We start from the raw sequence: 15,133 nt of genomic DNA, 5'->3' as shown, positions 1-15,133 counted from the left end.
ATAAATTATTTCGGGCTATTTAATTTTAAGCTGCCATCTAATAAACGTGTTCTTATATCATGTAAAGCTGCAACAGCGTCTGCTTGAGTACCACCATATTCTTTAACTTCTTTTAGTACCTTAGTTACCTCTTTCATATAATCCGTACTATGGTTACCTATATGTAACACTTCAGTAGTCACATATTCATTTACTTTATACGGTAAAAATACTCCATTGGCAGCAGAATCATGGTGTATTCCAAATTCTTTTAATAATTCTTGTGCTTCAACAGCCCTTTTATCATTCCAAGGTGTTAGATGATGTGCTGCATTAGAATATGGGGGTGGTTCAATTCCTGCTTCTTTAAGTTCTGCACGTAATTTTTGAGATGCTGTATACGAATCAGGATACTCATTTTTTACTTCTACTCTATCAAGAACTTTATCTGCATAGTCTTGAATTACCTCTTGTACATCTTTAACTCTAATTTTTCCATCTGTTGTTTTAGAAAATACCATTGTGTCCTCAGCTTTATTAAAAGTAGAGGAATCAAAATGAGGTCTTAGATTAAGTCCATTGGTATCAGAAAAAGCAAGTCGATTTTCGATACTTAAATTATCAACTAAATTTGTAAAAGCTGGTTGTATACGCGGAACAGTAATTTCAGTTACTTTTGAAATCTTAGATACTTTAGAAGCATTCATAACACCTTTTGCACCACTCAGTATTCCTCCACCAGCAACTTGCATAAAAGTGTATGTTCCCCATCTTGCAATACTCTCAGCATCACCATTTATTACATCATTAATAAATGAATCTGACAACGCATTATACATGGCAGGAAGAGTCTCATCATAATTTATAATAGCGTCCTTTGCATTCAACCATGTTTCTGCTTCAAATAAAGTTGGGAACCCTTCTATTACATCTCCAACGGCTTGTCCTGAACCAACATAAATACCATTCCAAATTTTCGGAACACCTTCTATTACATATCCAACAGCTTGTCCTGAACCATAATAAATAGCGTCCCAAGCTTTTTCCAACATAGATTTTTCGTCTTCTTTATCTTCAAGTTTCTCGGCTTGATGACTTCTTTCTTCTGTAATTGCTTGAATTGAAGTCGCCCATTCCATATTCAACCCTTGTGTACTAAATGTACCACTTGCAGGACTAAAACCTTTTCCACTTTGGACTTCGGCTAAACCTGTCGCAATATTAGCGGCTAATTGAATTGCTGTACTATAGTTATCGCTAGATGTTTGATTAAATTCATATAGATGTTCTAGTTTCTCTTGCAGTTTTCGTTTCATGACAGCAAAAAGATTTACCATATCGTTCATGCCCGGATTTGGCATAGTTTGATGGAGTGCTTCTGTACTTGCTATCATTCGGTCAATTTCTCGAATTTGTTCTAATATTTCTTGTTCAATAACATCTGTTGAAGCTACCTGTGATTGAAATTGACTTGGAAAGGCATCGTTCTGACGAATTAATTCCTCACATAAGTAAATGATTCCTTGTGCTAAAGGGCGAAAGGTTTCTGCGAAAAATGCTTTTGCACTATCGTAAGTTTGCCCTTGTAGAACGGTATCACTTGTAAAAGCATCAATTGACTGAATAGCTTGTTCCATACCTTGAATAGTAGTGGTACAGAAAGCATTCATACTTTGTGCTTGAGCCTGTACTTCCCCTAAATACATATTTAAACTCAAAAATCTCCCTCCTTTAATAAGTAAATTATACCGATTTAAGGAGATAACTGTAAATGTTACATTGCAATGAGTTTATTAGAGATATTAATATACCTAAAAGCGAATTTATCCATATTCCAACTGAAATGGGGAGTAAAGAACTGGTGGTATTAAATGATTCACCAAATAAAAAAGTGAACGAGTATGAAAAAATATTCGTTCACTTTTATTTTACTCTTTATAAATGTAGCTCATAATTACCGTCATTACTATCGGGTTTTCTAAATATTTCCTCGAATGGACCAACCTTTTTTGAGAAACCATTTTTTAATGCAAAGTGGTAACCTTCTTCAGTTATAACTTCTTGTAATACTAATCGTTCGAATCCTTTTTCTTTAGCGAATGTTTTAAACCATTCAAGAACAATACTTCCTTTACCTTGATTACTTGGGGTAATGTTTATAGCAGTAATCGCTAAGGATGGATCGGGGTAAAACTCACTTCTAAGGTTAATGGTGACCTTATGTTCTTTAGAAGAAATATTTAAAGCATACTTAGAAACCCCTTCCATGAACATTATTTCATCTTGTACCAATTCGTCTAATAACATTTTTAATTTTTGAAAGTCTTGTACATGAAGAGGGATCTTGGTGAATTTTTCTTTCAAAACAATTAACTCCTTTTAATTTGATTAGAATAAATATCATTATATCTGAAATTGTAAGAGTGTGTGGGGAAATTAGCATTTGCTCACGCTTTTTTTTATTTCAAAAGTCCCCCCAAAAACCTCCCCCAACTAATTAATTTTATTTAAGTTATTTTACAAACCATAAGAACAGTAAAAAACCCTAGAAAAGGCGTTATAATAACGTTTCTAGGGTTTTTAATACTAGTATCTACAAAGCGATTGAATTAACGAGAGTAGAACTCTACGATTAATGCTTCGTTGATTTCAGCTGGTAACTCAGCACGCTCAGCGTGACGAGTGTAAGTAGCTTCTAATTTGTCAGCATCGAAAGTTAAGTATTCTGGTACGAAGTTGTTAACTTCGATCGCTTCTTTAACAACAACAAGGTTGCTAGATTTTTCGCGAACGCTGATAGTTTGACCAGGTTTTACACGGTAAGATGGGATATCTACGCGAGCGCCATCAACCATGATGTGACCGTGGTTTACTAATTGGCGAGCTGCACGACGAGTGCGAGCTAAGCCCATACGGTAAACTAAGTTGTCAAGACGAGCTTCAAGAAGGATCATGAAGTTTTCGCCGTGCTTACCAGGCATTTTACCTGCTTGGTCAAATGTGCGACGGAATTGACGCTCAGTCATGCCGTACATGTGACGAAGTTTTTGTTTCTCTTGTAATTGTAAACCGTATTCTGAAAGTTTCTTACGTTGGTTAGGACCGTGAGGACCTGGTGCGTAAGGGCGTTTTTCTAATTCTTTTCCTGTGCCGCTTAGAGAGATTCCAAGACGACGAGACAGTTTCCAAGCTGGACCTGTATAACGAGCCATAGTTGACTCCTCCTTTAAAATGTTTTTATTTACGTAAAATAAAAACAGACGTAATCGATATTTACGGGCATTTTGTTTTCATGTACCTTCGCTCCAGCAGCAGGGAGTTACGAGATACACCTCCGTAGAGGAACAAAATACAAACGATAAACTCACATTACAAGGCTGCCTTTTTATTTTACACAAACGCTATTATATCTTTTACCCAGAGTTTCGTCAAGCGAGTACGTTTTTGTTTTATGCATATAAATTTTGGAAATGAACAAGAAGGAATTTAAAACGATATAAAAGAAGAGATAGAAACACAAATAAAACGCTTACATAAAATGAAGTAAAACGTTCATCAAAGTTTTAATGATGAATATGCGGCAATAAAAACATAAAAGGGGATGTTTTTATGAAAAAGAAGCATATGGAGACAGCGTTAATTCATCACGGTTATACATCAGAGGAACATAAAGGAAGTTTAACACCGCCTTTATTTCAAACGTCTACATTTACATTTGAGACTGCGCAGCAAGGAGAGGCAAGTTTTGCGGGAGTGGATCCATCTTATATTTACTCAAGACTTGGAAATCCGACTGTGAAATTATTCGAAGAACGTATGGCGGTGTTAGAAGGAGGAGAAGAAGCGCTTGCTTTCGGATCCGGTATGGCAGCTATTTCCGCAACGTTAATTGGTTTTCTAAAAGCTGGAGATCATATTATTTGTTCAAATGGATTATACGGCTGCACATACGGTTTTTTAGAAGTGTTAGAAGAAAAATTTATGATTACGCATTCGTTTTGTGATATGGAGACAGAGGCTGATATGGAAAATAAAATTCGCCCGAATACAAAGCTTATTTTCGTTGAAACACCGATTAATCCGACAATGAAATTAATTGATTTAAAACAAGTGATTCGGGTTGCGAAGCGAAATGGGTTACTTGTTATTGTTGATAATACGTTTTGTTCACCTTATTTACAAAGACCGCTTGAACTTGGCTGTGACGCGGTTGTTCATAGTGCGACAAAATATATTGGTGGTCACGGTGATGTTGTGGCGGGTGTAACAATTTGTAAAACGAAAGCGTTAGCTGAAAAAATCCGCCCGATGCGAAAAGATATCGGCGGTATTATGGCACCGTTTGACGCATGGTTATTGTTACGCGGATTAAAGACACTAGCAGTAAGAATGGATCGTCATTGTGATAATGCAGAAAAAATTGTATCGTTCCTAAAAAATCATGATGCGGTAGAAGGTGTTTGGTATCCAGAAGGAGAGTTAGCATCTCGCCAAATGAAACGTGGGGGCGGTGTTATATCTTTTTCAATTAAAGGCGGGAAAGAAGAGACGCAGGCGTTTATTAATGACCTTCACTTTATTACAATTGCGGTAAGTTTAGGAGATACAGAAACGTTAATTCAGCACCCAGCAACGATGACGCACGCCGCGATTCCAGCTGCGTTAAGACAAGAAATGGGCATTTATGATAATTTAATACGTTTATCTGTCGGTTTAGAATCGTGGGAGGATATTGTTTCTGATTTAGAGCAAGCGTTAAAGAAAATATCTACTGTTAGTAATCAATAAAAAAAGAGCTAGCTATCGGTTTTGTACGTCATGTACTTAATCGATAACTAGCTCTTTTTTGTTACATATGTTTTAGGAGTGTTTCCACAAACTTTTCTAAATAGCGCTGATCTACTTCGTCGAAACGGTTTTTTTCAGGGCTATCAATATCAAGTACACCAATGACATTCCCATCCTTAATAATCGGTACGACGATTTCTGAATTTGAAGCACTGTCGCAAGCGATGTGTCCTGGGAATTGATGAACGTCTGCTACAAGCTGTGTTGTTTTCGTTTCAGCTGCAACGCCGCAAACGCCTCGTCCAAATGGAATGCGCACGCAAGCAGGCATTCCTTGGAATGGTCCAAGAACAAGCTGATTTCCTTCTGTTACGTAAAAGCCAACCCAATTAACACGATCCAAAAATTGGTTTAATAATGCGGACGCATTTGATAAGTTTGCGACTACGTTTGATTCGCCAGTTAATAATGCATCCAGTTGTTTTATTACTGTCTCATATTGCTGCACGCGAGATCCTGTATAACTTTCTTTAGTAAACATGGAAACAGCTCCTTTTTTATCGAGATGTGTAAAATATTAGCAAAATACGATGTATTTCACATGACTTTGTCGATAGAAAATTAAAGGAATTTGTCTTAAAAGTCAAGAAATTTACACTATAGCTGTTCAGTGAGAGGAAGTGAGCGCATGAAACAGACGAAACAAAAAGTAATTGATGCGGCAATATCGTTGTTTAACACGAAAGGTTATGATGGAACGTCGGTGCGAGACATTGCAAAGCGAGCGGATGTGAATGTAGCGAATATTTCATATTATTTTGCTGGAAAGCAAGGCCTATTAGAGCAGCTTATTACTAATTTTTTAGAAGGGTATATTCATGTGATTGAAACGTCCTTTGAACAGAGAGAATATTTGTCGGCTAAAGATGTGATGGTGCAAATGGTGCGCGGGATTTTACGATATCAATTTGATAATAGGGAGCTGACACGTTTCTTTTACCGAGAGCTGTCGCTTGATACGACATTAATTCGCGAAGTGATGACCGTTTATTTTTCTAAAGAAAGATATTATATAGAGCAAATGATTAGACAAGGACAAATGAAACAAGAATTTAAAAAGGTATCTTTTACAATGTTTATGACGCAATTAAAAGGCATGATGAATATGCCGTTTTTATATCCGCAATATATATCAGAAGTGCTACATTCTTTTCCATCTGAGACCTTTTTCTTAGAAATGTACACGAAAGAAATTGAACAATGGATAGAACAAACATTATGTATAACGAATATGTACTATGAATGGCCAAGAGCTGTTCATATGTGAAAAATCCCCACCTAACGAACTGAGGTGGGGATTTTTGTGCTTTCTTTTCTTTGCCATAAATTGTTGCATAATAGCGCGATAATTGTTAATGAGGCGCCCACAATTTCAATTTTGTCGACTGTATAACCTCGAAAGATGGAACCGATAAGTGCAAGTACAGGAACTAAATTCATAAATAATATGCCATTAATAGATGAAATATAGCGATTTCCTGCGTTCCAGCAAAATACTGCGATAACGCCTGCAATAATAGACATATATAAGAGTTCAAAACGAACGTTCATAATTGTCGATAGTGAAGGTACAGTAACGACGTTTGTATAAGTTAAAAAAGTGACGATAGTGATGAGTGAAATTGAGCCAAATAAACAGGTTAACGTCGTATACCTAAGTGGCGACCAAGATTGAAAACTAGCACCACCGTTTGTATAAATGACCCAGCAAGTAACGCCGCACAGCATAAGTATATTTGTTGAGAGATGGCTGGCAGCTCCAAATAATAAGTGAATATTTCCTTTTGAAATGACAAGCATGACACCGAATAATGCAACAAACATACAAAGGAATGTATAGTTTTGTGGGCGTTTATTTTTTGTTATCCACTGCAATAATAAAGCGATGAGTGGCATAAGAGACTGAATCATCGCGGCATGGATGGCTCCAGACGGTCCGGCAAGTTGTTGTCCATAGAAAACGAGAAAACCATATCCTGCGAAACCGACTGTTCCGTAAAAGAGTAACGAAAGTGTTTTCTTTTCTAAGCGGAGTGACTTTGTCCCTTCGGTAAGTAATAGCAGAATAAGAAAAATAATAGCTGCTGATCCATAGCGAATCGTTGTGAAGAAGAACGGATCGATAAACTGTAAGGCGTTTGCCATGACAGGAAACATAAATACCCAAGCCGTTACGGCAAGTAAGCATAGGAGGGACCCGAGTAGCATTTGTTTTTTGTTCAAGAGTATCTTTCCCCTTTACATTTCGTTATAGTAAGTTGATGAAATAAGTATAAAGAGTAATTGTTTATAGAAGGAAATATCGATTTTTTATGACAGTTATAACTTTTTGTTAGAGGTGTGTACGATGGATTTAGAGGCAGTACGATCGTTTATTGAAGTGAAGAATACGCGAAGTTTATCAAAGGCGAGTAAGATTTTACATATTTCTCAGCCGGCGCTTAGTAAACAAATTCAAAGGTTAGAAGCGGATTTAGAGGTTACTTTATTAAAACGTTCCGCGCAAGGAGTCGAATTAACAAGTGCTGGAGAGTTATTCATAACAAGAATGTTACCGATTTTGGGACACATACATGAAGTGAAAGCCGAAATGAAGAAATTTCAAGAGAAGCGGAACATTTCTATAGGCATATTGCCAAGTTTAGTAGCACATTACATAGCGAAATGTAAAGATATATTAGGTGACGGGTTCGAAATAGAATGGAAAATTGAGCATACGAAAGTACTGATAGGACTTTTTAAAGAACGGAAGATTGAAGCGATGTTCATCGATTCAGTAGTAGAAGGTGCTACGTGTATAAAAGAAATACGAGAAGAAAAAATTGTGTGTGTCGTTTCAAATGATCATCTTTATAAAGAGAAAACAGTAATTCGAATGGAAGATTTGCAAAATGAAAAGTTAATCGTATACCCAGAAATCTGCGATGTAAGGAAAATGATTACGAATCTGTTTCAAGGGATAGGTGCGAAACCGATTATTGCATTTGAAACTTCTTATGCAGAACCGATGCTTGCGATGGTCAGTGCTGGACTTGGCATCACGTTACTTCCAGAAATAGCAGTAGAGCAAGCGGTAAGACAAGGAAATGTGCATGCGATTTCTATTGAACCGACAATTGTACGTAAAATATATTTCGCATCTCATATGGAAGAAGGCCCTTTGCTGCATTCATTTGATGATGAGAGGTAATCCAAACGGAATATTGAGAAAGATTACAATTGCATTGAAAGAAACATGAAATTTTTAAAAAAACTAGGTCAAAAACAAACCATTACATGGTATGATTAGTACATTGTTAGTTGTTAAATATAGGGGAATTCCCTTTTTATACATAATGCCTTCCATTTCATAAACGGAACGGACAAAAAAAGAGATATAACTAGGAGGCTTTTTTGCATGGATTCTATCCTGACGATCGTTATCATTGTAGTAAGCTCTATTCTAGTGCTGCTCATGATAGAGCTTGTGATAAGAAATCGTTCATATAAAGATATTGAAGCACTTGAGCAGTGGAAACAAGAGATAAAAGATAAACCTGTGGCAGATGAACTAAAACGGGTGAAAGATTTAAATATGACGGGTCAAACAGAAGAACTGTTTGGTAAATGGCGTGAAGAATGGGATGAAATTGTATCAACAACCATTCCGAAAGCTGAAAAAGATTTAGCGCAAGCGCGAAAATTCGCCTCGCAATTCTCCTTCCGAAAAGCAAAGCATGCGATGAATGAATCCATAAGTGGTTTAGATGACGCTGATAATCGTATTACAGACATTTTAAATGAATTACAGCAATTGTTAGAAAGCCATGAAAAAAATAGCTCGGAAATTGAAGGGTTACGTGATACATATCGTAGTATGAAGAAGAGTGTTCTTGCTCATAGACATATGTATGGAGCAGCAGAGCAGAAAATCGAAGAGATGCTAGACGCTGAATCTGAGAAATTTAAAACCTTTGAAGAAGCAACAAATAATGGTGACTATTTAAAAGCGAGAGAAATTGTTATTAGTTTGGAAGAAGGTTTAGCAGATTTAGAAATCATTATTCACCAAATTCCAGATTTATTGGTAGAGTGTCAAGCGACGTTACCGGTTCAGTTGGAAGATTTATTACACGGACATAATGATATGGTAAGACAAGGTTATGTATTAGAGTATTTGGAAATTCCTAAAGAAGTTCGCGATATGAAGAAACAACTACAAATATGTTTAATGGATATACAGGAGCTTCACATAACAGAAGCGGCTGAAAAAGTAGAGAACTTAAAAACAAGTTTAGATAGCTTCTATGATCAACTAGAACAAGAAGTACATGCGAGACATTATGTGGAGCAAAAAACACTTTCTGTTTATGAAGACTTAGAAGAAATTCGCATTGAAACGATTGAGACAAAAGCAGAAACACAGCTCGTGAAACAAAGCTATCAGTTACAAGATAAGGACATTGAGTCTCAAAAAGTAATTGAAAAGCAAATGCACATTTTAATGAAACGTTTTGAAATGTTGCAATTACGGGTTGCGGAACAAGATATTGCCTTCTCTATTATTCGTGAGGAACTAGAAGAGATTTATGAGCAATGTGAAACATTAAAAGTACTTCATGCAGAATATAAAGAAATGCTGCAAACGATGCGCAAAGAAGAATTTGAAGCGCGTGAGAAGTTACAAGAAATGCGAAATACTATTTTCGAAACGAAACGCTTTATGCAAAAGTCGAATTTGCCAGGTCTTCCAGAGAGCATTATGGAAGATTTAAAAAGAGGACAAATGGCAATGCAAGCTGTATATGAGCAATTAGAAGTGAAGCCGTTAAATATGAATGCTGTAAATAGCAGTTTAGAAGAAGCTTACACAACTGTTAATGGTGTTGCTGAAATGACAGAAGAGTTAATTGGACAAGCGTATTTAGTTGAAAAATTAATTCAATACGGTAATCGTTACCGCAGTCATGATGAAAACCTTGCAGAGAGCTTAAATTATGCGGAGAAATTATTCCGTGAATATCAATACGATGCAGCTTTAGAACAAGCGGCTTCTGTACTAGAGCAACTTGAGCCTGGCGTTGTTCAAAAAATAGCTGAATATGTAGACAATGAACAAACCCTTTCATAAGGGTTTGTTTTTTTGTGTAATTTTGCAGGCGATGTTGCTATAATGAATAGCGGAATACAGTAAGGTTATTCGTTTTAAAATATAACGGAACCTTTGAGTAGTCTTAGCGTAATGACACGTATTTGTGATATGATTATATGATGTGACAGCGCTGAAAGGGGAAGAACGATGATCTATTTTGATAATAGTGCGACGACAAAGCCATATCCAGAAGCTCTTCAATCGTACGTAACGGTTGCGGGGAAATATTTTGGGAATCCTTCTTCTATTCATTCGCTTGGAGGAGAGGCAGAGCGTCTATTAACACAATCAAGAACAATTGCAGCGCAGCTTCTTCACGTTAAGCCTTCTGAAATTATTTTCACATCAGGTGGAACGGAAGGGAATAACCTTGCGATTAAAGGAATAGCGATGAGGAATCGTTCGCGCGGTAAACATATCATTACAACAAATATTGAACACGCGTCTGTGTTTGAAGCATATAAACAATTAGAAGATCTCGGTTTTGATGTAACATATTTACCGGTTAATGAGCATGGTGTTGTATCGGTAGAGGATGTAAAACGAGCGCTTCGTGAAGATACGATTCTTGTGTCAATTATTCACGTGAACAACGAGACTGGAGCAATTCAGCCTGTTGCTGAAATTGGAACGTTATTATCGAATTATCCGAAAATAAGATTCCATGTGGACCATGTACAAGGGATAGGAAAAGTACCGCTTAATTTATACGCTTCTCATATTGATCTTTGCTCAATATCTGGACATAAATTCCATAGTGTAAAAGGGACGGGTCTTCTTTATGTACGTGATGGCGTAAGGTTAGATCCAATTTTATCAGGTGGTCAACAAGAGCTGAAGTATCGCTCTGGTACAGAGAACTTACCTGGCATTGTAGCAATGGTGAAAGCACTTCGCATGACAATGGAGCAAGTGAAAGAAAAGGTAGCTCATTTGCAAAGTTTACAAGCAGAGCTTGTTCGTTTCTTTAAAGAGATGGAAGATGTAACGATTAATACGTCGCTTGCATATGCAGCACCGCACATTTTAAATGTATCATTTGTAGGTTTAAAACCAGAAGTGGTCGTTCATGCTTTAGAAGAGCACGGTGTATATGTATCAACGAAATCTGCTTGTTCTTCAAAAGCAAATGAAGTGAGCAGAGTGTTAGTGTCAATGGGAGTACCACATGCCGCTGCTGCAAGTGCTATCCGCATTAGTTTGGCACCAGAAAACACGATGGAAGAAGTAAAGCAATTTGAAGGTATTGTGAAAGAGACGATGCCAAAATTATATGAAGTGATGAGGTAAAGGAATATGATGACATATGAATATATTTTAGTTCGTTATGGAGAGATGACGACTAAAGGTAAGAACCGTTCTAAATTTGTAAGCACATTAAAAGATAACGTAAAGTTCAAACTGAAAAAATTCCCAAATATTAAAATCGATGCAACACATGATCGTATGTATATCCAATTAAATGGCGAAGATCATGAAGCGGTATCTGAAAGATTAAAAGATGTGTTTGGTATTCATAAGTTTAACTTAGCGATGAAAGTACCATCAGAATTAGAAGACATTAAAAAAGGTGCATTAGCAGCTTTCTTACAAGTAAAAGGCGATGTGAAAACATTTAAAATTACTGTACACCGTTCTTATAAGCATTTCCCAATGAGAACGATGGAATTATTACCTGAGATTGGTGGACATATTCTAGAAAATACAGAAGATATTACTGTAGATGTTCATAATCCAGATGTAAATGTACGCGTAGAAATTCGCAGCGGTTATAGCTACATTATGTGTGATGAGCGTATGGGAGCTGGTGGTTTACCAGTTGGCGTTGGCGGAAAAGTAATGGTACTTCTGTCTGGCGGTATTGATAGCCCAGTAGCAGCGTACTTAACGATGAAACGCGGCGTATCTGTGGAGGCAGTTCACTTCCATAGCCCACCTTTCACAAGTGAGCGCGCAAAACAAAAAGTAATCGATTTAGCACAAGAGTTAACGAAATACTGTAAACGTGTAACACTTCACCTTGTTCCATTTACAGAAGTGCAAAAAACGATTAATAAAGAAATCCCATCTAGCTATTCAATGACAGTTATGCGCCGTATGATGATGCGTATTATAGAGCGTATCGCAGAGGAGCGTAACGCACTAGCAATCACGACTGGTGAAAGTCTTGGACAAGTAGCAAGTCAAACGTTAGATAGTATGCATACGATTAACGAAGTAACAAACTATCCAATTATTCGTCCGCTTATTACGATGGATAAATTAGAGATTATTAAAATCGCTGAAGAAATCGGCACATATGATATTTCAATTCGTCCGTACGAAGATTGCTGTACAGTATTCACACCAGCAAGCCCAGCGACGAAGCCGAAGCGTGAAAAAGCGAATCGTTTTGAAGCGAAATACGATTTCACACCATTAATCGATGAAGCTGTAGCGAACAAAGAAACAATGGTATTACAAACGGTAGAAGTAGTGGCGGAAGAAGAAAAATTCGAAGAACTTTTCTAAAACCATAAATTACCATATGTAAACCGTGTATGAAGTCATGTTATTTATCACACTCTATACTCACAAGGAGGTGATATAACATGGCACGTAGCACAAATAAATTAGCGGTTCCTGGTGCTGAATCAGCATTAGACCAAATGAAATACGAAATCGCTCAAGAGTTTGGTGTTCAACTTGGAGCTGATGCAACAGCTCGCGCTAACGGTTCTGTTGGTGGTGAAATCACTAAACGTCTAGTTTCACTAGCTGAGCAACAATTAGGCGGTTACCAAAAATAATCCCATATGATGGCTTAGAAAGAGCGGGTTCTCCCGCTCTTTCTTTTTTATGTTGTGGCGCCATTTGTCGGTAAATTGATATATTTAATTTTTTGTTAATATATTCTAAGTTGTGTTCGATATATTCGACAGAACTAAAAAATTTGTCAAAAGATGAGGGTTCAAAATTGACAGAAAATTCTTTATTATATAAGGGAGGCATAAAGAAAAAGGAGGATGTTTATGAAGAGAGAGGAATTGTTGGCACCACCATCTTATAATTTAGTTTCTGAAATAGAGAAATATACAGGTGATAAAGAGAAGCTTGCTTTAATTTGGCAAGATGATAAAGGGAATCGCCGAGAAGTTACATACGCGGAGTTAATGAAAGGTGCAAATAAAATTGGAAACGCTTTTATAAAGAGTGGTCTGCAAAAAGGGGACAAGCTCCTCATTATGATGCCGCGTTTAATTGAAGCATACATGACGTATATCGCTGCGATTAAAGCAGGATTTGTCGTAATTCCGAGTTCGGAAATGTTACGCAAAAAGGATATCGAGTACCGCATTGGACATGGGGAAGTAAAAGCAATCGTAAGTTATGAGCCGTACATTGGACAGTTTGATGATATAGAAGAGATGGAATCCCTTCAAAAATTCGTTCTGAGCGAGCAGCCAGTAGATGGATGGATCAATTTAAAAACAGCGTTAGAAACAGAAAGTGACATGTTAGAAATGGCGAAGACAGATAAAGAAGATATGGTCTTTTTATCTTACACGTCAGGAACGACGGGAAATCCAAAAGGTGTTGTTCATACACATGCGTGGGCATACGCTCATTTACGTACGAGCGCTCCAAATTGGCTCGGAATTGAAGAGAATGATGTTGTGTGGGCAACAGCTAGTCCAGGCTGGCAGAAGTGGATTTGGAGCCCGTTTTTAGCAACTCTAGGCTCGGGGGCAACAGGATTTGTATACCACGGTAAGTTTGAACCAAAAACGTATTTAAATTTATTAGACGATAATAAGGTGAATGTGCTTTGTTGTACGCCGACTGAGTATAGATTAATGGCAAAAGTAGAAAATTTAAGTGAATACAATTTAGAAGCGTTACATAGCGCTGTATCCGCAGGTGAGCCGTTAAATAGAGAAGTCATTGAAACGTTCCAAAAGCACTTTCATATTACAGTAAGAGACGGCTATGGGCAAACGGAAAACACATTGCTTGTTGGTGTAATGAAAGGAATGGATAATAGACCAGGATCAATGGGGAAACCGACGCCGGGTAACCACGTTGATATTGTAAATGAGGAAGGTATTCCAGTGAAAGTAGGCGAAGTTGGTGATATTGCAGTTCACATTGAAACGCCGGCCCTCTTTAAACAATATTACAAAGACGATGAGCGTACAGCGATGCAATTCCGCGGTGATTATTATATTACAGGTGATAAAGCGAAAAAAGATGAAGACGGCTATTTCTGGTTTGAAGGGCGCGGTGATGATATTATTATTAGCTCTGGTTATACAATCGGGCCGTTTGAAGTAGAAGATGCGCTCGTAAAGCACCCTTACGTGAGAGAATGTGCGGTTGTCGCAAGTCCTGATGAAATTCGCGGAAGTGTCGTGAAGGCATTTATCGTATTAAGAGAGAATATAGAAAAGAACGAAGAAACATTAATTCCAATACTCCAACAACACGTCAAAGAACTTACTGCACCATATAAATACCCTCGCAAAATTGAATTTGTAGATGAACTACCAAAAACGATTTCTGGAAAAATCCGCCGTATTGAGCTTAGAAAACAAGAGATGGAGATTCCGTCAAAATAAATTTGAAAACAGTGAAGGAAATAGTTGAATGAAATGGCAAACAATGATAATATAAAAACGAACACAAGTTCGATTTTATAAATTGAAAAAAGAGGTGTCCGTATGATTTTAGGTATTAATCCGTACTTAGTTTTAGATGGTAGTGGGCAAGAAGCTGTACAGTTTTATAAAGAGGCGTTAGATGCAAAAGTGGAAGTCATGCAAACTTTTGGTGATATGCCTGAAAATCCAGAATACCCGGTTCCAGCTGAAGCGAAAGAACGCGTTTTACACGCTACTTTAAAAGTTGGTAATACGGATCTTATGATTTCTGATACATTCCCAGGTCAAGGGCATGCAATTGGATCTCAAGTAACAATCGCAATTCAAATTAGTAACGCAGAAAAAGCGAAAGAAGTATTCGATAAGTTACAAGAAGGTGGCGAAGTTATTATGCCCCTTCAAGAAATGTTCTGGAGCCCAGCATACGGACAAGTAAAAGATAAATTTAATATTGAATGGCAAGTTACAACGTCTACTACTGAACAAAAGTAATGTTTAGAAAAGCACCATGTTTTGAAATGGTGCTTTTTTTTAT

14 protein-coding genes are annotated in these 15,133 nt (G+C 37.2%); 9 read left to right on the top strand and 5 right to left on the bottom strand.

Translation table 11 applies throughout. The annotated features are described in order from the left end of the window. Positions 1-5: 5 nt before the first annotated feature. The 3 genes from PDQ33_RS06180 to rpsD form a co-directional block, all read right to left on the bottom strand. Positions 6-1,697 carry an AHH domain-containing protein gene (locus PDQ33_RS06180; RefSeq protein WP_076873251.1) on the bottom strand — a complete coding sequence of 564 codons (1,692 nt, stop codon included), beginning with the start codon at positions 1,695-1,697 and terminating at the stop codon, positions 6-8. A 217-nt stretch (positions 1,698-1,914) separates the two neighbouring features. Next, on the bottom strand, positions 1,915-2,343 hold the full coding sequence (locus PDQ33_RS06175; RefSeq protein ID WP_076873250.1) for an N-acetyltransferase: 429 nt from the start codon (positions 2,341-2,343) through the stop codon (positions 1,915-1,917). 245 nt (positions 2,344-2,588) lie between these two features. Next, positions 2,589-3,191, bottom strand: a complete 603-nt coding sequence (gene rpsD / locus PDQ33_RS06170; RefSeq protein ID WP_000135319.1) for a 30S ribosomal protein S4 — start codon at positions 3,189-3,191, stop codon at positions 2,589-2,591. A gap of 397 nt (positions 3,192-3,588) precedes the next feature. Between rpsD and megL the strand changes: the two genes are divergently transcribed. Then, positions 3,589-4,767: a methionine gamma-lyase gene (gene megL, locus PDQ33_RS06165; protein WP_000726590.1), complete on the top strand. Its 1,179-nt coding sequence runs from the start codon at positions 3,589-3,591 to the stop codon at positions 4,765-4,767. A gap of 61 nt (positions 4,768-4,828) precedes the next feature. On the opposite strand, the gene PDQ33_RS06160 is transcribed toward megL, so the two are convergent. Continuing rightward, positions 4,829-5,308: a GAF domain-containing protein gene (locus PDQ33_RS06160; protein WP_000494346.1), complete on the bottom strand. Its 480-nt coding sequence runs from the start codon at positions 5,306-5,308 to the stop codon at positions 4,829-4,831. A gap of 147 nt (positions 5,309-5,455) precedes the next feature. Between PDQ33_RS06160 and refZ the strand changes: the two genes are divergently transcribed. After that, on the top strand, positions 5,456-6,094 hold the full coding sequence (gene refZ, locus PDQ33_RS06155) for a forespore capture DNA-binding protein RefZ (RefSeq protein WP_000814932.1): 639 nt from the start codon (positions 5,456-5,458) through the stop codon (positions 6,092-6,094). A gap of 11 nt (positions 6,095-6,105) precedes the next feature. Here refZ and PDQ33_RS06150 read toward each other — a convergent pair whose 3' ends face one another. Then, complete coding sequence (locus tag PDQ33_RS06150; RefSeq protein ID WP_270755119.1) at positions 6,106-7,050, bottom strand: DMT family transporter; 945 nt, start codon at positions 7,048-7,050, stop codon at positions 6,106-6,108. A 124-nt stretch (positions 7,051-7,174) separates the two neighbouring features. Here PDQ33_RS06150 and PDQ33_RS06145 point away from each other — a divergent pair, with 124 nt between their 5' ends. The 7 genes from PDQ33_RS06145 to PDQ33_RS06115 all read left to right on the top strand — a co-directional run bounded on the left by PDQ33_RS06145 (position 7,175) and on the right by PDQ33_RS06115 (position 15,090). Next, positions 7,175-8,017, top strand: a complete 843-nt coding sequence (locus tag PDQ33_RS06145) for a LysR family transcriptional regulator (RefSeq protein WP_270755121.1) — start codon at positions 7,175-7,177, stop codon at positions 8,015-8,017. Positions 8,018-8,224: 207 nt separating this feature from the next. Beyond that, the gene (ezrA, locus tag PDQ33_RS06140; RefSeq protein ID WP_000377297.1) at positions 8,225-9,937 is read left to right on the top strand and encodes a septation ring formation regulator EzrA; all 1,713 of its coding nucleotides are present in this window, start codon (positions 8,225-8,227) and stop codon (positions 9,935-9,937) included. Positions 9,938-10,105: 168 nt separating this feature from the next. Then, complete coding sequence (locus PDQ33_RS06135; protein WP_000638965.1) at positions 10,106-11,248, top strand: cysteine desulfurase family protein; 1,143 nt, start codon at positions 10,106-10,108, stop codon at positions 11,246-11,248. Positions 11,249-11,254: 6 nt separating this feature from the next. Continuing rightward, positions 11,255-12,469 carry a tRNA uracil 4-sulfurtransferase ThiI gene (gene thiI, locus PDQ33_RS06130; protein WP_270755124.1) on the top strand — a complete coding sequence of 405 codons (1,215 nt, stop codon included), beginning with the start codon at positions 11,255-11,257 and terminating at the stop codon, positions 12,467-12,469. Positions 12,470-12,549: 80 nt separating this feature from the next. Then, positions 12,550-12,747, top strand: a complete 198-nt coding sequence (locus tag PDQ33_RS06125) for an alpha/beta-type small acid-soluble spore protein (protein ID WP_000124489.1) — start codon at positions 12,550-12,552, stop codon at positions 12,745-12,747. Positions 12,748-12,969: 222 nt separating this feature from the next. Continuing rightward, complete coding sequence (mbcS, locus tag PDQ33_RS06120; protein ID WP_061132050.1) at positions 12,970-14,556, top strand: acyl-CoA synthetase MbcS; 1,587 nt, start codon at positions 12,970-12,972, stop codon at positions 14,554-14,556. A 102-nt stretch (positions 14,557-14,658) separates the two neighbouring features. Further along, positions 14,659-15,090 carry a VOC family protein gene (locus PDQ33_RS06115; RefSeq protein ID WP_270394093.1) on the top strand — a complete coding sequence of 144 codons (432 nt, stop codon included), beginning with the start codon at positions 14,659-14,661 and terminating at the stop codon, positions 15,088-15,090. Positions 15,091-15,133: the final 43 nt, after the last annotated feature.

The organism is Bacillus cereus group sp. Bc031, assembly GCF_027716265.1.
Lineage (GTDB): Bacteria > Bacillota > Bacilli > Bacillales > Bacillaceae_G > Bacillus_A > Bacillus_A paranthracis.
This window is presented reverse-complemented; position numbering and strand designations above follow the sequence as displayed.